We start from the raw sequence: 16,746 nt of genomic DNA, 5'->3' as shown, positions 1-16,746 counted from the left end.
GTTTGCATAAAAGAGCAGAAGCACAGAAAATATATACTATTTAATTCGGGCACAAAGTTACGGGAAATTGCCGTACTATGAAACTTCTTGGCTATCTTTGCACGCTGAAAAACCTTGAGTGGTTTTTAAAAAAAAGAGTTCTGTATGCAAAATTTAGTAAAGAAGGAGTATAAGATTCCTTTTATTCTGGTTACGTCCCTGTTCTTTCTGTGGGGATTTGCACATGCGATATTAGATGTGCTGAACAAACACTTTCAAGATGTGCTGGTTATTACACGTGCCCACTCGGCATGGGTACAGGTGATGTTTTATTTGGGATATTTCGTGATGGCTATTCCAGCCGGACTGTTTATCAATAAGTACGGTTATCGGAAAGGTGTCGTTTTCGGCCTGTTGCTTTATGGCATAGGCTCCTTGCTTTTCATACCCGGAGAATACTGGATGTCGTTCAACTTTTTTCTGTTTTCTCTATTTGTTATAGCCTGCGGATTGGTATTTCTGGAAACGGCCGCTAATCCTTACATGACGGAGCTGGGTGATCGCGAAACAGCTGCCAGCCGGTTGAATCTGGCACAATCTTTCAATGGATTGGGTTGTATTTGCGGTCCGCTTATCGGAGGATTATTACTATTCTCAGAAGGAGGAGAAAGCAATATATCACTGCCGTATACACTGATGGGAATCATTGTATTGGGAGTTGCACTGGTCTTCTACAAAATCCGTTTGCCGGAAATCGTTCATGGAGAAAATGAGGAAGAAGTAGGAGCAGGCGGAGCACGTGGACTCTGGTCACACAAGCTGTTCATCTTTGGTATTATCAGTTTGTTTTGCTACGAGATTGCTGAGATTTCTATCAATAGCTTCTTCATTAATTATGTAGTGGATGACGGCTGGATGAATGCCCGTGACGCTTCTGTAGTGCTTTCATTCGGCGGTTTAGGCTTGTTCATGTGCGGGCGCTTTGCCGGTAGCTGGATTATGCGGTATATCCGGGCGGAAAAAGTGCTGTTCTTCTGTGCGGTAGGGACGGTGATCAGTACTTCTCTGGTAGTCCTTGATTTAGGAATCCTGTCGCTGGTAGCCTTGTTTCTGGGGTATGCTTTCGAAGCTATCATGTTCCCCACTATTTTTGCACTTTCGCTGAGAGGATTGGGCAACCATACCAAGCGTGCATCTTCCTATCTGATGATGTCCCCCATCGGGGGAGCGGTAGGACCGCTCATGATGGGGTATGTGGCCGACCAGACGAATATGTCTTTCTCGTTTATAGTTCCGTTGCTGTCGTTTATCGTGGTGCTGCTCTATGCGTGGAAAGTAAAGCAACGTTCGCTCTGTTAATATCCGAATTTCTCAGTCGCTTTTTCCATCTGTTCGATGATGGCGACTCCGAAAGGACAGTTCGTTTCGCATTGTCCGCACTGGATGCACTCTGAGGCGTGGTGTGTGAGGACTTTGTAGTGTTCACGCACAGTCTCAGGTATCTCGTTCTGGGCAATGGTCAGGTTGTAGTACTTGTTCACGCTTGCTATGTCGATGCCTACGGAGCAGGGAGCGCAATGTCCACAATACATGCAATGCCCCTTCCAGGTGAATTTTTCCATACCTGTCATTACAGCGGTGTAGTCTTTTTCCTCTTTGGTGGCAGTGCACCAGTCGATGGCTGCCTGCATTTCATCGCAACTTCTGCACCCCACCATGATGGAGGCAACAGCCGGGCGAGTCAGTGCATATTCGATGCATTGCACCGGTGTCATAGCTTTGCCAAATGGGGAGTTGATCTCACTCAATAAATCTCCGCCGCCATAGACTTTCATGACATCTATTCCTACCCCCTTCTCTTCGCACAGCTCGTAGAGTCTTTCCCGTTCCGGATCTATATTCTGCAGGGAATGGGCATAGTTTTCATCGGCCCATAAGTCATCTACATTTTCAGTGGGCGGTTGCAGGTCGTAGCAAGGATTGATGGAGAACATCAGCACTTCAATCAGTCCGCTTTCCACAGCCATTCTTGCAACGGTGGGGTTGTGGCTGCTCAATCCGATGTGGCGGATTTTTCCTTCTTCTTTCAGGCGCAGGGCCAGCCGGATGACTGGACCGTTGAATATTTCGTGGAAATCTTCTTTGCTGTCCACGTAGTGAATCATACCGATATCAAGATAATCGGTATTAAGCTGTACCAGTTGGTCTTCGAAGGAAGCGGCGGTCTTCTCTATATCTCGGGTCCGCAGATATTGGTCGTTCTCCCAAGTGGTGCATAGATGTCCCTGGATAATAAATTGTTGGCGGCGATTGGTCAGCGCTTTGCCAATGTTGCTCCGTAAATCAGGGTTAGAGCTATATATATCAATAAAGTTGATTCCTTTCCGGATGGCAAAATCCATATCCGAACATACTTGTTCTTCTGTTTTACCCATAAAACCTTCGCAGCCCAGTGCAATGGCGCTGACTGATAAACCGGTATTTCCTAATGTTCTATATTCCATGATATTTTAATTTCTTATATATGTTTTCGCGAAATTACTAATATTTAAAGAAAACGTCTCCGTTATAATCCGAATAAATTTGCAAACAACAATAATAGTAGTGATGCGGATGTATGAAAGTTTGAGATGAACACTATTCAGTAAACTTATCCGGAAAAAACGGAGACGCTTATATGGGCTCTGGTGGTTGTTTCTTATGTTTTCTGCCTATCAGCATAACTCCCAGTAATATGATGAATAGTCCGCCCAACTGGATAAACGTCACCTGCTCATTTCCGAGGATTACTCCTAAAAGTACGGCAATGAACGGATTGACATAGGCGTGGGTGCCGACTTCTGCTGCAGGCCGCACTTTCAGCAGCCAGACGTAGGCGGAATAGGCAAGCAGGGAACCGAAGAATATCAGATAAGCCAGCGACAGCCAGCTTGCAGATGAAACATCCGACAGATCGAGCCTTTGCATATCTCCGTTCACGGTACTGCAAATCCAGAACATACCGCTGGCGAAAAGCATCTGCCAGCCTGAACCGGCAAACGCATTCACTTCTTCTTCGCGGGAAGAACGGTATTTGGCATACAAGGTGCCCAGTGCCCAGGATATGCATCCGAAAACAAGAAGTAAGATGCCGCATTCGCTGTGCGGATGCAGGTTTGCTGCATTGAGTTGTTCCATATAAAGCAATATGACGCCTCCGAAACCAATGATTCCACCTGCGATTGTAAGGGGATTGCGGAGATTGGTTTTCCACATCGGGGCATCCAGCAGCAGAATCCAGAGTGCGGTGGAAGAAGCGATGATAGCTACCAGGCTGCTGGTTAAGTAGCGTTGTGCCAGCATCACTACGGCCATATCTATGAACAGCAATACAATTCCGCTGACGGCAGAGCACTTTATCAGGCTTCTTCTGAATATTCTTTCTCCCCGCAGGTGGCATATGCCGAGGAGTATAAGTGCGGCTGCCGTAAACCGTAAAGCTCCGAGCAGAAAAGGAGGCAAGTCCTTTAATGCTACACCTATGAAGAAGTAGGTAGATCCCCAAACTACATAGATAAGGAAATAGGCGGTAATGATACCGGTTATGTTCCTGTTTGCTTTATTTGGTTCTTCCATCGTTTAAACCTTTCTAAACCTTCTGTCAATACCTGTCGCGGGCAGGCTATATTGATACGTACAAAGCCTTCTCCGGCATCTCCGTACATGCTGCCTTCGTTCAGCCAGAGTTTTTCCTGTTCCAATAGCGAGGTCACTATATCTTCTGAGGTACGCTTTAATGAAGAACAATCCACCCATACCAGATAAGTACCTTCCAGCTTCGTTACAGGGAGCTCCGGCAGATGTTCGGCGAAGAAACTCCTCAGGTAGTTATAGTTATCAAACAAATACCTTTTCAGTTCTTCCAGCCATTCTTCCCCTTCATTATAGGCAGCTATCAAAGCCTCTACTCCAAATGGATTTACGTCGCAGACTTCGTTTATATTGATGGCTTTGTCTATCTTCTTGCATACATCGGTATCAGCGGATACGATGTTGGCAATCTGGACTCCTGCCAGGTTGAACGCCTTGCTGGGGGAAATGCAAGTGACGGAATTCATCAGGAACTCCTGCGATATGGAGGCGAAAGGCGTATAGGTATATTCCGGAAAAACCAGTTCACAATGAATTTCATCCGCTACTACCGTTACATGATTCCGGAGGCAAATCTCACCGATACGTATCAGTTCTTCCCGGTTCCATACTCTTCCGGCGGGGTTGTGAGGGTTGCACAATAGCAAGAGTTTGACTTTACTATCGGCAGCCTTCTTCTCCAAGTCATCGAAATCAATCCGGTAAGTTTTATTCTCATAAATCAGCGGATTGGAAACGATTTCACATCCGTTGTTTCGTATGGACGAAAAGAAGCAATTATACACCGGAGTCTGCACCAGGACTTTGTCGCCGGGGCCGGTCAGGGCTTTTATGATTGCCGACAGCGCCGGTACTACTCCGGAGGTATAGATAATCCACTCTTTTTCTATTCTCCAGTCGTGGCGTCTTTTGAACCAGTTGATCGTTGCATTGTAGTAAGCATCGGGTACACGGACGTATCCGAAGATGCCATGCTCCACCCGCCTTTTCAACGCTTCCGTCACGGCAGGTGCTGTGTGGAAATCCATATCGGCTACCCACATCGGCAATACATTCGGGTCCGTGGCAGAATCCCATTTATAAGAATTCGTGCCCCGGCGTGGAATGATTTCATCGAAGTTGTACGGCATATTGCATCTCTTTTGTTGTTTCATCAAAACAGGTCTGGTCGTCCCAAAGTTTCAGTTTGCAGTTGCCGGGAGCCTTTATGTTTTCGTCTATGATGACGGCTCCGTAACTTTCGGCCGTGATGCTTCCCGTGCGTGGGTTCTTTATGCTGTGAACCGGACCTTTGATGGTGGCCTGGAGACTGCTGTATTCAAATGCAAGGTCGGCATCGTCGGCCATTGTGCAGTTTTCCATAATCAGGTCGTGGGCATAACAAAGTGGTTGCGTACCTGAAATTTTGCAGTTCACCAGACGCAGGTTTCTGGAATGCCAGCCCAGGTATTCACCATTCAGTTCGGAATCGTATACCGTTACGTTTTCCGTATTCCAGAAAGCGTCTTTGGAGTTGATGATGGCATTGCGGATTTCCACGTTCTTGCAATACTGGAATGAGTAGTTGCCGTTCTGGCTGTAATTTTCGATGCGTATGTTCTCACCGTGTATGAACAGGTAATCGGCTTTGTCAATCTGTACGTTTCTGAGTTCTACATTGCGGCAGAACCAAAGGGTTTCCAAGGCATTGGGAAGTTGCACGTTTTCCAGTTTTATGCCGTCCATTTCGCGGAACATCTTCGGTGCTTCCACTACGGTATCCGTCATTTGTACATTCTGTGAGTACCAAAGTGCGGCACGGGCACCTTCTGTAAAGAAACAGTTCTTTATGGTGAAGCCATTGTTGTGCCAGTATGGGTATTTCCCTTCGAAGCGGCAGTTCACTGCTATGATGTTGCTGCATTCTTTCAGTGCGGACTCGCCTGTATGGATGGTTACATTTTCCAGTTGGAGGTTGTGAGTGGCAAACAGGGGGCGTTCGCCTCCGAATTCTTTGTTTTTGATAATTTCCATAATTTCTTTGTTTTTATTGTAGTTCGAATGTTACGGTTACACTGCCCGAACCGAGGGCGGATGCCAGTCCCGAAGGGTTATTTACACGCCCCAGGCGAGTGTAGCTGTAGGATGTTGAAAAAGTCTCATAGAAAAGTACCAGACAGGAGCCGCCGTAAAGCATCAGGTCGCCCGTGCGGATGGTTCCCGGGTTGGAAGATGCGGTAGGCAGGTTTCCTGATAGGTAGAAGTACTTTTCATTGCCGTTCAGTTCGGACATGTTTATGGTCATAGGCAGTAATGCCTTGAAGGCTGTTGCCGCCGCATTGTTTTCCAGTGTGGCGGTGAATGAGGCGGAGCCGACTGTTATTTTTAGGTTGTTGCTCATAGGATTATCGTCATCATCATCATCGTCATTACCGGGATTAACCGGGGGATCATCATCGTCTGTACTTCCCGGAGGTATCTGTTGCCCTGTTTCGGGTATAGGAGCATCGTCGCTGCATGATGTGCCCCAAACGGACAATGTCAACGTCATAAAAATGAGTACTAAGTAATATTTCATAATCTTCACGGTATTATTTCAGGTATTCCTTAAAGAAAGAGTCCAGCTTGTTGAACGGGATGAGGCTGACCCGGTCGTAAAGGTCCACATGGCCTGCACCGGGCACGATGTATAATTCTTTGGGCTCGGCAGCCTTGCTGTAGGCGTCTTCGCTGAATTCGCGTGAGTGTGCATTCTCTCCGGCGATGAAGAGCATGGGGCGCGGTGAGATGGTCTCGATATCGACAAACGGATAGAAGTTCATGAACTTCGTGTTGCTTGCCAGGGTGGGGTGCGTGGTGGTCAGGGGCGTTGCACCTTCGGGGGTAAATTCTCCGCGTTCTGTACGGTAGAATTCATAAAACTCGCGTTCAATAGGAGAGGAGTCAGGCGTCAGTTCGTGTACGGTGCCGCCGGTGTATTTCGTTTCTCCACCCAGAAATTCCGCATAGCGTTGTTCGGCGGCTTCGGCAATGATTTGTTTCCTTTGTTCCAGGGTCAGTGCGTGTTTCAGTCCGTTGCGGCTTGCTGTACCCATATTATACATGCTGATGGTTGCAATGGCTTTCAGGCGCGGATCGATTTTTGCCGCACTGATGGCGAAACTTCCACTGCCGCAGATACCGATTACGCCGATACGGTTGCGGTCGACGAACGGGCGTGTACCGAGGAAATCGACTGCTGCGCTGAAGTCTTCCGCATAGATTTCCGGGGAGACGGTGTTGCGCGGTTCTCCTTCACTCTCTCCCCAGAAGGACAGGTCGATGGAGAGGGTGACGAAACCGCGTTCGGCCATCTTGGTGGCATAGAGGTTTGCACTTTGTTCCTTGACTGCCCCCATCGGGTGCCCGACGATGATTGCGGGATACGTTTCTCCTGCTTTCATATCTTTGGGCAGGAAAAGGTTGCCGGCCACTTTCATTTTGTACTGGTTGGAGAAGGATACTTTCTCCATGTTGACAAGAGTACTTTTATAAAAGTTGTCCGCATCTGTTTGTGCGAAGGAGAGGCTTGTGCCGAGTGTCACTAAAAATGACGCTGCTACTGATAGTATTCGTTTCATATACGCTTTGTTTTTGGTGATTAAATTGATTCTCTGTTTTCTACAATGCAAATGTACGGCGGAGTTAGCATACTGTTTGTAGACAGATTACGGACATGATAACCCGAATTACAGATTATGAAGAAATGGGCGGGGAGCTTTATCGCCTGCTTGTCCTTCTTTATCTTCTGTTTACAAACTTTGCGGATACGAAACCCGTTGTGGGTTTAAGCGCGATGTTGCGTGTAACTAAATAGTATCGAAGTATGAAAACAGAAGATATGGAACCTGACGTGGGAACCGATGCAGGAGCCGATGTGGGAATTGATGTGGGAAGGATGGAGCTGTCGTCCTACATGCTTGCGGTGATTGAAAAGTTGAAACATGAACAGAAGTATGCGGCTGCACATGGTTATCTGTGTGCGCTGCATTCGTTTCAGGACTTTGCCGGTGGCAGGGGAGTGCCTTTGCCGATGAATGAAGTCTTCCGTCCCGAACGGCTGAAAGCCTATGAGGAGTGGTTGATGCAGAAAAAGGCGCGTCCGCTGAAGCCGAACAGTGTGACCTGCTACATGAGTTCTCTGCGTGCGGTGTACAATCGCTGGATGCCTGCCGGCACTCCGGGACATGATGCAAAGATGTTTGCTGACGTGCATACCCGCGTGGTTTCGCAGACCAAACGGGCGTTGCAAGGATGGCAGATGGAAAAGGTGCTGGCGGGCAGTCCCTTCATTGCCGGACAGACTGCCCTCGATTATTTCCGCTTGATGTTCCTCTGCCGGGGCATGCCTTTCATCGACCTTGCCCACCTGCGAAAGCGCGATTTGCAAGGTCGATACCTCGTCTACCTGCGCCACAAGACGAAACGCCCGATGCGGGTGGAGTTGTGTCCCGAAGCGTTGCGCCTGCTGCGCAAGTACGGAAAGGAGAATCCGGATTCCCCCTACCTGCTCCCCATTCTGGATGCGGACACGTCTGGCGGATGGGGGTTGTATAAGGACTATCAGGATGCCTTGCGACTGTTCAACCGTGATTTGGCACGGGCGATGGAGTTTCTGCTGCCCGGCGTACGGATCAGCTCGTATACGGCACGCCACACCTGGGCAACGCTGGCTTATCACATGGGGCTGCCTCTGGGAGTCATCAGCCAGTCGCTGGGACACGCTTCCATACGGGTGACGGAAACCTATCTGAAGCCTTTTGAGAACGAACGGCTCGATAAAGCGAATAAACAACTGATTGCAACTGTGAAGAAAGGCAAATGGAAGAAATTTGCTAATAACAACATACTGTAAGGCACGATTTTAGCAAGAAGTTACTTTCCAAGTAACAACGGTAATCGCCTACAAAGGTGCACTTATTTTCACAAACAGTCAAGCAAACCTTAAGAAAAGTTGAAATAAAATTTGTACGATACACTATAATAACACTCTGAAATAAGAAAAACACATATTATCCTCCTATTTCTACTGCGGCAGGCATATGAAATGCAGCTCCCACTTTTTGTCCTGAAAGCGGAATGACAACTTCTTGTACTTTCTTTATCCCGAAAAGTATCTTTTAGTCTAAACGGTGCGTCCTGGAAACGCTTTTCCGGGCTGCATCGGATAGTAGTGCGCTGTTACTTGGAAAGTAACTTCCCATCATGCGGCATGCATCCCCAATTATAAACATATAAATTTACAGAATTATGAAACACAAGGAAAACTACGTATCACCGCAGATTGAAGTGATACCTATGGAGACAGAAGGTGTGATAGCCGGCAGCGGCGATTTGCCCGGTGTGGGCGATGGAGGCGGTGGCTACCGCTCTGCAGGAACTTACCGTAGCGGTTCTACTCGCGGCTATAACGGCAGCGCCGTTAGCGATCTTGAAGACATGATAAACGACATCCTTACCTTCGAACAATAATGAAAACGATGAAACAGATTTGTGCAGCCTCCCTGACGCTTGCACTGGCTGTTGTCGCCTCAGGCTGCAGCACCGACGACTTATCGGACACAGTCCGCACCCTCCCCGACAAACAAGATGGAAAGATGACCATACACGCCGCCACCGGACGGCAGTCCGGCACCCGCGTGGCGTACGAAGACGGCACTGCAGGCGCGGACGGTAAACTGACCTGGCAGGCGAGCGACTGCCTGACCGTGGTGCGGATGAACGGCAGCAACTGCGTGACCCATGCCGACGACTACCTGTACAACGGTACGGACGGCGCCACTTCCGGCTCCTTCACGGGAACGGCAATTAACAACCCCGGTGACAGTTGGACGATTTACTACCCCCATACCGTAGCGGTGAACACCACGGACGGCTCCGCCGCCCTCCCCATGACGGGACAGACGCAGACCTCTGACGGCAACACCGCCCACCTCCGAAACTACCTGCTGCTGGCCTCCACGGGCATCGCAGACCTCAGCAACGATTTCACTTTAGCAATGAAGAACAGCATCATGAAGTTCGACCTCAGCAACGTGCCTGCCGAAGTGGGCAAGCTGACCAACCTGGCGTGGACGGTGGAAACGACCGGCGGCACCCGCTGCCTCACGCTGAACTTTGCACCGGGAGCCGTGACCTTCAATGCCGGCAAGCGCACACTGACCGCTTACCTTGCCTTCATGCCCGAAGAGATGGCGGTGAAAGCGGGAGGAAAATTCATCGTGACGCTGACGGGCGACAAGACCTATCAGGCGGAAATAACGATAGACGGAGGAAAGACTTATGCTGCGGGAATGAGATATACGGCGGCGATAGACGGAACTTCGATGAGTTGGCAGGAGAAAGCGGTAATGGCACTCACCGTAAAGGTGGGCAGCGGCGACCTGACATTCAGTATTCCATTTCCCACATCCGGCAGCACCCCTGCCGAACTTACTGTAGACTGGGGAGACGGCACCGCTCTTACGACGGTGGCATCGGGCACTGCCCTTTCTTGGAATGATAATTTCAACCACACGTATGTAGCGGCAGGCACATACACCCTTACTATCACATCCGGACAGACGGACAAAACGCAACAACAAATACCGTCTATAAAATTTGACTCTTATAGAGGGGCGAGTTCCAATCTAATTAAGCTGATTAGCATCGACACCCCCTTGCTGAACACGCTGGCAACGGACTTCAATAATTACTTCAACGGCTGCACTTCACTGTCCAGCATTCCATCAGGATTGTTCGACAAGAACACGCAGGTAACGAACTTCAGCTACTGCTTCTACAACTGCACGTCACTGTCCGGCATTCCGACAGGATTGTTCGACAATAACACGGAGGCAACGGACTTCAGCTCCTGCTTCTCCCGCTGCACTTCAGTCCCAAGCATTCCGACAGGATTGTTCGATAAGAACACGCAGGCAACGAACTTCAGCTACTGCTTCTACGGCTGGACTTCACTGTCCAGTATTCCGTCAGGATTGTTCGATAAGAACACGCAGGCAACGAACTTCGACCACTGCTTCTTCGGCTGGACTTCACTGTCCAGCATTCCGTCAGGATTGTTCGCCAATAACACGCAGGTAACGAACTTCAGCGGCTGCTTCTCCGGCTGCACTTCACTGTCCGGCATTCCGACAGGATTGTTTGATAAGAACACGCTGGTAACGGACTTCGGCTTCTGCTTCTCCGGCTGCACTTCAGTCCTAAGCATTCCGACAAATTTGTTCGATAACAACACGCAGGCAACGAGCTTCCGCTACTGCTTTTCCCACACTTCACTGTCCGGCATTCCGACAGGATTGTTCGCTAATAACACGCTGGTAACGGACTTCGGCTTCTGCTTCTCCGAGTGTACCTCACTGTCCGGCATCCCGGCAAGTTTGTTCGACAAGAACACGCTGGCAACAGACTTCAGCTCCTGCTTCTCCGAGTGTACCTCACTGTCCGGCATTCCGTCAGGATTGTTCGATAAGAACACGGAGGCAACGAACTTCTACGGCTGCTTTTCCGGTTGCACCAGTCTTGTGCTGAACGAGAATATATTCAGTGCAACCAATAGCCATGACCGCTTTTCCGGGAAAAGTATGCGGTTCAATAAATGTTTCGAGAATGTAGGAAGCGCCCTTTCCTCCGGTACCTCCGGCGGCACGGCTCCCGACCTATGGAGCTATGAGAAAGGCGGCGCATCATGGACTACCACCGATTGCTTCAAAGGTGCCACCCATCTTAGCAACTATGCATCTGTCCTCACCGCTTGGGGAGGTGCTGTCTCCGTACCCTAATTCCCTCATTTCCTTGTTCAGGCATTTACCGCATCCCCTCTCTTCGGCATTGTCCGAAGAGAGGCATCGGTAGCGCCACACAACGGAAACAGAACGACGGTCGCTAATTATGTAAATATATATCATCTTCCGCCGATTCCCCGAAAACCGCGTGCGTATGGAGCGAAAACTGCGTGCGCACGGAGTTAAAAATGGAAGCGCACGGAATTTAAACTGCGTGCGCACGCAGTTTAAACGCGAAGCGCATGCAGTTTTTGCTCCGTGCCCAGAACTGAAAAACCGCGCCACAGGGCCTTCCGGAGCCACCCCGGAAAATCCCTTTCCCAGACCGACGCATCATTAAATAAAAACTATAACGATATGCCAAAATATAGATTTGTAAGAAAAAAGAACCTTCAGAAGAAGGACGACCCGGGCAAGTGGTATGCTTCGCCCACAGTAACTAACCGCCTGAACACCGGCACCGTCTGCCGCGTGGTGACCCGCAACACCACCACTGCGCCCACGGAACTGGAGTCGGGTTTCAACCTGGTGTGCGACGGCATCCCCCTGCAATTGCAGTTGGGCAACAGCGTGCAACTGGGCAAGCTGGGCACCCTGCGCCTCAGCTTCGGCAGCGCGGGTGTGGAGGATGTGGACCAGTTTAACGCCGCCACCATGATAAAGAACGTCAAAGTAATCTTCACCCCCTCCAAAGAACTGATGTCCGCCATCAAGGACGGACTCTCGTTCGAGAATGTGGGTGTGGTGGACAATGGTTTCACTTATGCCAGCACCCGCGCTTATAAAGAAGCGAAAGGGCAGGGCGGCGGAAGCGGCTCCGGTTCCGGTGGCTCCGGTGGTGAAGGTAGCCTTGATGAAAATCCGTTGGGATAGAGGCCGATGACCTTATAAAATAAAAAGAGAGGCGTCCGGCGGTTGGTGGCAACGGCGGATGATGGATATATGAAAAAAGCTCCGGCATGCAGTAGCATTGCCGGAGTTTTTGTATCTTTGGGGCATTGAATCAAAAGAAAAACTTATGTCAGAGAAAGAAATGAATGCTTATCGTTTGACCGGAATGGAAGACCCTACGGATGCCATGCTTGCCCAGCTAATGAGTGAGGTGGCAAAAGACGCTAAGCATAAAGCAATGGAGGCTACGGAAAAGTTCTTCAAGCAATTGGATGAAACTGTAACCTTGCGTAAGCGGGAGTGGGCGAAGAAACGTAGTGAAAGGAAGAAATGATGGAAACTATTTTTCATAAGCCGGTGTTGATTGTTATTGCCGGACCAAACGGTTCGGGGAAGACTTCTGTGACCTCTAAAATTCTTCATCACGAGTGGATGGAAGATGCTGTTTATATTAATCCGGATATTGTAGCGCAAGATAAATTCGGCGACTGGAATTCACGGGAAGCTATCATACAGTCTGTGCAATACTGTGAAAAGCTGCGGGAGGAATGTCTTGTAGAACGCAGAAGTATTATATTTGAAACGGTTCTCTCTGTAGAAGATAAAATTGATTATGTGATGCGGGCGAAAGAGGCCGGTTTCTTCGTTCGTTTTTTTTTCGTCTGTACGGCACATCCTACTATTAATGCTGCACGTATTGCACGCAGAGTGATGGAAGGGGGGCATGATGTTCCTATCACCAAGATTATTTCGCGTTACGATAAGTCCATAGCCAATGGTTGCATTGTTTCCGAATTAGCGGACAGAACTTACGTTTATGATAATTCTGTTGATAATGCAGATGCCTGCTTACTATTCAGATTAAGAGATGGAAAATTGGTGAAGAAATATGTAGAGGATATTCCCAGATGGGCTCAACCCATCTATAAAGGGGGGCTTGAAGATTTGTCGATTTAATAGTTTCCATTATTATGCTGCGACTTTCAGTCCCATCGTTTTCGAAGATTGCACCGTGCGAATTCTCAGAACAACGAATACTATGCTGACCGCAAGGAACAGCGAAGAACCGATTACGGAATAGCGTGTATCAAAGAAAGTGATAAATGCTCCGCAGGCTGCCGTACCCACCGTCGTACCCAGATTGGCGGATAATAGGAACAAGCCGTTAGCGAAATCCGGAGCTTCGGGAGCGGCTTCGGTTATCATATATTGCATGGTGTTTTGCCCGTATCCTGCCAGAATACCCAGAATCAGAATAATAACAGTCATGGCCGCAAGCCATTCCCCTAAAATGAATATACATATATAAAAGGTGAATAGTGCGAACGGAATGAATATCATGCTGCGTATCGGGTTGGTGGCTAACTGTTTTCCTGCAATGACGTTTCCGATAATATTGGCAAGCCCGTATATCATCAGCAAGATGCTGATGACACTATAAGAAACTTCTGTAACCGTTCTCAGATAATCAGACATATAACTGAAGAATCCGAATAAAGCACCGTTTATCAAGGTGACAGCCATAATGGAATACCAGATAATCTTCTTTTTCAGCACATTGAGTTGCGTACCGTAAGATAGCTTTTCTTTAACGGGCATGGAGGGCACGAATAGGAGGGTAGCCATAAATACCAGTGCATTCACCACCGTGAAAAACATCATACCCATCGTAAACGACACCTCACTCGCTATGTAGCTGGTCACCGGTACACCCAATACCATGCCGGCGGATACTCCGATGAAGACTTTGGCTACGGCCTTCGGAGCTTTCTCTTTGCTGACAGATGCGGCCGCTACCGTGAAAGCCATCGATACATATACAGGATGAAGGAAAGCCGGAAGGGCACGGGCTATCAGTAGTATGGTAAAGTTGGAGGTAAGCATCGAAATGATGTTGCTCAGTGTGAAGACTCCCAGTGCCAGTAGCATGACTTTCTTCCGGTTTATGCCCGAGAAAAGTAGCGGCATAATGGGCGCTGATATAGCCACTACCAATGCGAATATACTGACCGTCCATCCTGCTTCGGGAACGGTTACGTGGAAATGCTCGGCTATCAGGGGGAGGATTCCGATGACTCCCATTTCGGTGTTGATGATTCCGAAGACTCCTGCGGTGAGGATGAATACGAGCAAAGCGCCCGAACCGGGTTTCAATTTATTAGTCTGTTTCATAAATTATATGGTTCTTTGATACATTGATTTCTATACTGCAAAGTACGGAAGAACTCATACAAATCTTGGTAGATAGATTACGGGAGTGATAACCCGAATTACAGATTATGGGATGCTGGAGAATAAATTGATAGCTATTGCCCCCTTTTTTCTGAAAATAAAAGCGTAAACAGACTATGGAAACACATCGTTTTAGTCTGTTTACGCTTCTCTGTGAGAACTCAATGATTCTATTATGATTTCAATTAACGGATAAAGTTTGTCCGTACCAAAGGTTCTGCTTCCGGGTGCTTCTGCCCGTCAGCCGTATTTTTCAATAACCAGGCCATATTTCTGCCTAACATTCGCATAGTCTGTAATCCTTCCGCATCTTGCAGGACATCGCCCGGCATCATTCCATGAATAATATTCCAATATTGGGAAGAAACAACAGGCATATGGTTTATTGTGAAATACTTATTCAATCTGTCAAGAGTAGCACTGGCTCCACCTCTCCGGCAAACAGCTATTGCCGTAGCCGGTTTGTACTCCATCAACTCCGAGCTTGAATAGAAAAGACGGTCTAACAGGGCGCACAGCGAACCATTGGGACCGGCGTAATAGGTCGGTGAGCCTACTACCAGTCCGTCAATACCTTCTTCCAGTTTCTGGCGGATGTTGTTGTACAATTCGTCTTTAAAGATACACCGTCCCAATTCAGTGCAGCGATTGCAGGCTATGCAACCTTGTACGGCTTTTGTTCCGATAGAAATGATTTCTGTTTCTACTCCGTTTTCATTCAGCGCCTTTGCTACCTCCGATAAAGCCAAATGTGTATTTCCGTTTTTCCGGGGACTTCCATTTATCAGTAATACTTTCATCTTTTTTCTTCTTGATATTAATTATATTCGTCAGACTTTGAAGCGTATATTTATATTAAAAACACTGGCATGACTTATAAGGTTCGCCCATCCATCCATCAACGATAGGATTTGTCGAAAATTCCCGCGCAGTCTTCATCCGTCATTTCGCAAGGATTGGCAAGGAATAATCCTCCCTGCATGGAGCGGGCACCTCGGGCAAGCGTCATGGATTCTTCTTTCCGGAACCCGTAATCGCTCATCTTCAAATCGGCCACACCGCAATCCTCCTGCAATTTGACAAGCGCCGTGATGAAATCTTCCGGTTTGTTGGCATTTTCAATGCCCATTGCTTTTGCCATTTTGATGAACTGCTCGTCGCAGGCATGACGCTCGATGAAGAACTCATAGAAAGCACGGGAAATCATAATCAGCCCTGCGCCGTGAGGAAGATTATGATGATAGGCACTCATGGAGTGTTCCATGGAATGTTCGGCCGTGGTGCTTGTCAGTTGCATGGTGATGCCTGCCATTGTGCTGCCATAAGCGACGCGTTCTCTTGCTTCCATATCATTCCCGTCTCTGACTGCACGTGGCAGGTATTTCGTAATATTCTCGATGGCGGACAATGCAATCGCTTCGCTCAGAATATTTACGCTGTTGCTTATCATTACCTCTGTGTTGTGGAACAAAGCATCAAATCCTTGGTATGCCGTGTATTTGGCGGGAACGGTTCGCATCAGTTCCGGGTCTACGATGGCAAGAACGGGAGTCAGTTCCGGTGCGCCGAAACCGATTTTCTCATTCGTGTCGGGATTGGAGATAACGCCCCAGCAATTGATTTCGGAGCCTGTTCCTGAAGTTGTGGCAATGGTAACTATGGGCAATCCCGGATTTTTCAGTGGCATTGCTTTGCCGGTGCCGCCAAAAACATAATCCCATAAGTCGCCCGGGTTCGTTGCCATTGCCGCTATTGCGACTGATGCATCGAGTACGGCACCTCCTCCGAGAGCCAGAATAAAATCGCAGGTATTTTCTTTGGCAAAAGCGGCTCCTTCCATGACGACGCTTCGGTACGGGTTTTCCATAATCTTATCGAAGATGGCATACTCTATGCCGGCCTTTTCCAATTGTTCAATCGTGCGGTCGAGCGAACCGTTGACCTTGGTCGACTTACCATTTGAAATCAAAAGTAGGGCTTTCTTGCCGGGCATTGTCTGCTTGTGCAGATTGTTCAGTTCGCCTGCGCCGAATAGGATGCGGGTAGGGTTGTAAAAAGAAAAATTCATTCTTGTATTCATACGTCTTTCAGTTATTTAATTTTGTAATCGTTTTAATGGTTCTCCATAGGGAACTATCGGATGCTGCAAAATTAGCTGTCTTCCTGCGATTGCAGAATACCCGGATTACAGATTGAATAACCCTTTTTACTG

General features: G+C 48.3%; 16 protein-coding genes. 7 read left to right on the top strand and 9 right to left on the bottom strand.

All coding sequences use genetic code 11. From position 1 onward, the window contains the following. The first annotated feature begins 144 nt into the window (after nucleotides 1-144). Complete coding sequence (locus tag HMPREF9447_RS24390) at nucleotides 145-1,338, top strand: sugar MFS transporter (RefSeq protein ID WP_009132343.1); 1,194 nt, start codon at nucleotides 145-147, stop codon at nucleotides 1,336-1,338. On the opposite strand, the gene HMPREF9447_RS24385 is transcribed toward HMPREF9447_RS24390, so the two are convergent. The 6 genes from HMPREF9447_RS24385 to HMPREF9447_RS24360 all read right to left on the bottom strand — a co-directional run bounded on the left by HMPREF9447_RS24385 (nucleotide 1,335) and on the right by HMPREF9447_RS24360 (nucleotide 7,208). Beyond that, on the bottom strand, nucleotides 1,335-2,483 hold the full coding sequence (locus HMPREF9447_RS24385; protein WP_009132342.1) for an aldo/keto reductase: 1,149 nt from the start codon (nucleotides 2,481-2,483) through the stop codon (nucleotides 1,335-1,337). The two genes, HMPREF9447_RS24390 and HMPREF9447_RS24385, sit on opposite strands and share 4 nt — an antisense overlap. 169 nt (nucleotides 2,484-2,652) lie before the next feature. Continuing rightward, nucleotides 2,653-3,594 (bottom strand): EamA family transporter, encoded by a 942-nt coding sequence (locus HMPREF9447_RS24380; protein WP_009132341.1) that lies wholly within the window; start codon nucleotides 3,592-3,594, stop codon nucleotides 2,653-2,655. Next, nucleotides 3,561-4,739: a MalY/PatB family protein gene (locus HMPREF9447_RS24375; protein ID WP_009132340.1), complete on the bottom strand. Its 1,179-nt coding sequence runs from the start codon at nucleotides 4,737-4,739 to the stop codon at nucleotides 3,561-3,563. The genes HMPREF9447_RS24380 and HMPREF9447_RS24375 overlap by 34 nt, the downstream gene beginning before the upstream one ends. After that, the gene (locus tag HMPREF9447_RS24370) at nucleotides 4,720-5,622 is read right to left on the bottom strand and encodes a DUF3737 family protein (protein WP_009132339.1); all 903 of its coding nucleotides are present in this window, start codon (nucleotides 5,620-5,622) and stop codon (nucleotides 4,720-4,722) included. Before HMPREF9447_RS24370 ends, HMPREF9447_RS24375 begins: the two co-directional genes overlap by 20 nt. A 13-nt stretch (nucleotides 5,623-5,635) precedes the next feature. Beyond that, nucleotides 5,636-6,166: a cyclophilin-like fold protein gene (locus HMPREF9447_RS24365; protein WP_009132338.1), complete on the bottom strand. Its 531-nt coding sequence runs from the start codon at nucleotides 6,164-6,166 to the stop codon at nucleotides 5,636-5,638. Nucleotides 6,167-6,179: 13 nt separating this feature from the next. Continuing rightward, the gene (locus HMPREF9447_RS24360) at nucleotides 6,180-7,208 is read right to left on the bottom strand and encodes an alpha/beta hydrolase (protein ID WP_009132337.1); all 1,029 of its coding nucleotides are present in this window, start codon (nucleotides 7,206-7,208) and stop codon (nucleotides 6,180-6,182) included. A 245-nt stretch (nucleotides 7,209-7,453) separates the two neighbouring features. On the opposite strand from HMPREF9447_RS24360, the gene HMPREF9447_RS24355 reads away from it, so the two are divergent. The 6 genes from HMPREF9447_RS24355 to HMPREF9447_RS24325 all read left to right on the top strand — a co-directional run bounded on the left by HMPREF9447_RS24355 (nucleotide 7,454) and on the right by HMPREF9447_RS24325 (nucleotide 13,259). Beyond that, on the top strand, nucleotides 7,454-8,482 hold the full coding sequence (locus tag HMPREF9447_RS24355) for a tyrosine-type recombinase/integrase (RefSeq protein WP_009132336.1): 1,029 nt from the start codon (nucleotides 7,454-7,456) through the stop codon (nucleotides 8,480-8,482). 395 nt (nucleotides 8,483-8,877) lie between these two features. Beyond that, the gene (locus HMPREF9447_RS24350; protein WP_009132335.1) at nucleotides 8,878-9,099 is read left to right on the top strand and encodes a hypothetical protein; all 222 of its coding nucleotides are present in this window, start codon (nucleotides 8,878-8,880) and stop codon (nucleotides 9,097-9,099) included. An 8-nt stretch (nucleotides 9,100-9,107) separates the two neighbouring features. Further along, on the top strand, nucleotides 9,108-11,408 hold the full coding sequence (locus tag HMPREF9447_RS27515; protein ID WP_009132334.1) for a leucine-rich repeat domain-containing protein: 2,301 nt from the start codon (nucleotides 9,108-9,110) through the stop codon (nucleotides 11,406-11,408). A gap of 360 nt (nucleotides 11,409-11,768) precedes the next feature. Next, entirely contained in the window at nucleotides 11,769-12,284 is a 516-nt protein-coding gene (locus HMPREF9447_RS24335) for an HU family DNA-binding protein (protein ID WP_009132333.1), read from the top strand. 145 nt (nucleotides 12,285-12,429) lie between these two features. Then, on the top strand, nucleotides 12,430-12,636 hold the full coding sequence (locus HMPREF9447_RS24330; protein ID WP_009132332.1) for a hypothetical protein: 207 nt from the start codon (nucleotides 12,430-12,432) through the stop codon (nucleotides 12,634-12,636). After that, nucleotides 12,633-13,259: a zeta toxin family protein gene (locus HMPREF9447_RS24325; protein ID WP_009132331.1), complete on the top strand. Its 627-nt coding sequence runs from the start codon at nucleotides 12,633-12,635 to the stop codon at nucleotides 13,257-13,259. Before HMPREF9447_RS24330 ends, HMPREF9447_RS24325 begins: the two co-directional genes overlap by 4 nt. Nucleotides 13,260-13,271: 12 nt before the next feature. Here the strand turns inward: HMPREF9447_RS24325 and HMPREF9447_RS24320 are convergent, their stop codons facing one another. From HMPREF9447_RS24320 to HMPREF9447_RS24310, 3 genes are all read right to left on the bottom strand, one after another. After that, nucleotides 13,272-14,474 carry an MFS transporter gene (locus tag HMPREF9447_RS24320; protein ID WP_009132330.1) on the bottom strand — a complete coding sequence of 401 codons (1,203 nt, stop codon included), beginning with the start codon at nucleotides 14,472-14,474 and terminating at the stop codon, nucleotides 13,272-13,274. A gap of 245 nt (nucleotides 14,475-14,719) precedes the next feature. After that, entirely contained in the window at nucleotides 14,720-15,334 is a 615-nt protein-coding gene (locus tag HMPREF9447_RS24315; protein WP_009132329.1) for a flavodoxin family protein, read from the bottom strand. A gap of 98 nt (nucleotides 15,335-15,432) precedes the next feature. Further along, nucleotides 15,433-16,614 carry an iron-containing alcohol dehydrogenase gene (locus HMPREF9447_RS24310; protein ID WP_009132328.1) on the bottom strand — a complete coding sequence of 394 codons (1,182 nt, stop codon included), beginning with the start codon at nucleotides 16,612-16,614 and terminating at the stop codon, nucleotides 15,433-15,435. Nucleotides 16,615-16,746: the final 132 nt, after the last annotated feature.

The sequence above is a fragment of the Bacteroides oleiciplenus YIT 12058 genome (genome assembly GCF_000315485.1).
GTDB classification, from domain to species: Bacteria; Bacteroidota; Bacteroidia; order Bacteroidales; family Bacteroidaceae; genus Bacteroides; species Bacteroides oleiciplenus.
Note: the sequence above shows the minus strand (reverse complement) of the source record. Positions and strands in the feature narration are given on the sequence as shown.

What these genes read in the sequence shown, in the direction of transcription:
- HMPREF9447_RS24390 (WP_009132343.1), top strand. Translation starts at nt 145, where the DNA reads ATGCAAAATTTAGTAAAGAAGGAGTATAAGATTCCTTTTATTCTGGTT.
- HMPREF9447_RS24385 (WP_009132342.1), bottom strand. Translation starts at nt 2,483, where the DNA reads ATGGAATATAGAACATTAGGAAATACCGGTTTATCAGTCAGCGCCATT.
- HMPREF9447_RS24380 (WP_009132341.1), bottom strand. Translation starts at nt 3,594, where the DNA reads ATGGAAGAACCAAATAAAGCAAACAGGAACATAACCGGTATCATTACC.
- HMPREF9447_RS24375 (WP_009132340.1), bottom strand. Translation starts at nt 4,739, where the DNA reads ATGCCGTACAACTTCGATGAAATCATTCCACGCCGGGGCACGAATTCT.
- HMPREF9447_RS24370 (WP_009132339.1), bottom strand. Translation starts at nt 5,622, where the DNA reads ATGGAAATTATCAAAAACAAAGAATTCGGAGGCGAACGCCCCCTGTTT.
- HMPREF9447_RS24365 (WP_009132338.1), bottom strand. Translation starts at nt 6,166, where the DNA reads ATGAAATATTACTTAGTACTCATTTTTATGACGTTGACATTGTCCGTT.
- HMPREF9447_RS24360 (WP_009132337.1), bottom strand. Translation starts at nt 7,208, where the DNA reads ATGAAACGAATACTATCAGTAGCAGCGTCATTTTTAGTGACACTCGGC.
- HMPREF9447_RS24355 (WP_009132336.1), top strand. Translation starts at nt 7,454, where the DNA reads ATGAAAACAGAAGATATGGAACCTGACGTGGGAACCGATGCAGGAGCC.
- HMPREF9447_RS24350 (WP_009132335.1), top strand. Translation starts at nt 8,878, where the DNA reads ATGAAACACAAGGAAAACTACGTATCACCGCAGATTGAAGTGATACCT.
- HMPREF9447_RS27515 (WP_009132334.1), top strand. Translation starts at nt 9,108, where the DNA reads ATGAAACAGATTTGTGCAGCCTCCCTGACGCTTGCACTGGCTGTTGTC.
- HMPREF9447_RS24335 (WP_009132333.1), top strand. Translation starts at nt 11,769, where the DNA reads ATGCCAAAATATAGATTTGTAAGAAAAAAGAACCTTCAGAAGAAGGAC.
- HMPREF9447_RS24330 (WP_009132332.1), top strand. Translation starts at nt 12,430, where the DNA reads ATGTCAGAGAAAGAAATGAATGCTTATCGTTTGACCGGAATGGAAGAC.
- HMPREF9447_RS24325 (WP_009132331.1), top strand. Translation starts at nt 12,633, where the DNA reads ATGATGGAAACTATTTTTCATAAGCCGGTGTTGATTGTTATTGCCGGA.
- HMPREF9447_RS24320 (WP_009132330.1), bottom strand. Translation starts at nt 14,474, where the DNA reads ATGAAACAGACTAATAAATTGAAACCCGGTTCGGGCGCTTTGCTCGTA.
- HMPREF9447_RS24315 (WP_009132329.1), bottom strand. Translation starts at nt 15,334, where the DNA reads ATGAAAGTATTACTGATAAATGGAAGTCCCCGGAAAAACGGAAATACA.
- HMPREF9447_RS24310 (WP_009132328.1), bottom strand. Translation starts at nt 16,614, where the DNA reads ATGAATACAAGAATGAATTTTTCTTTTTACAACCCTACCCGCATCCTA.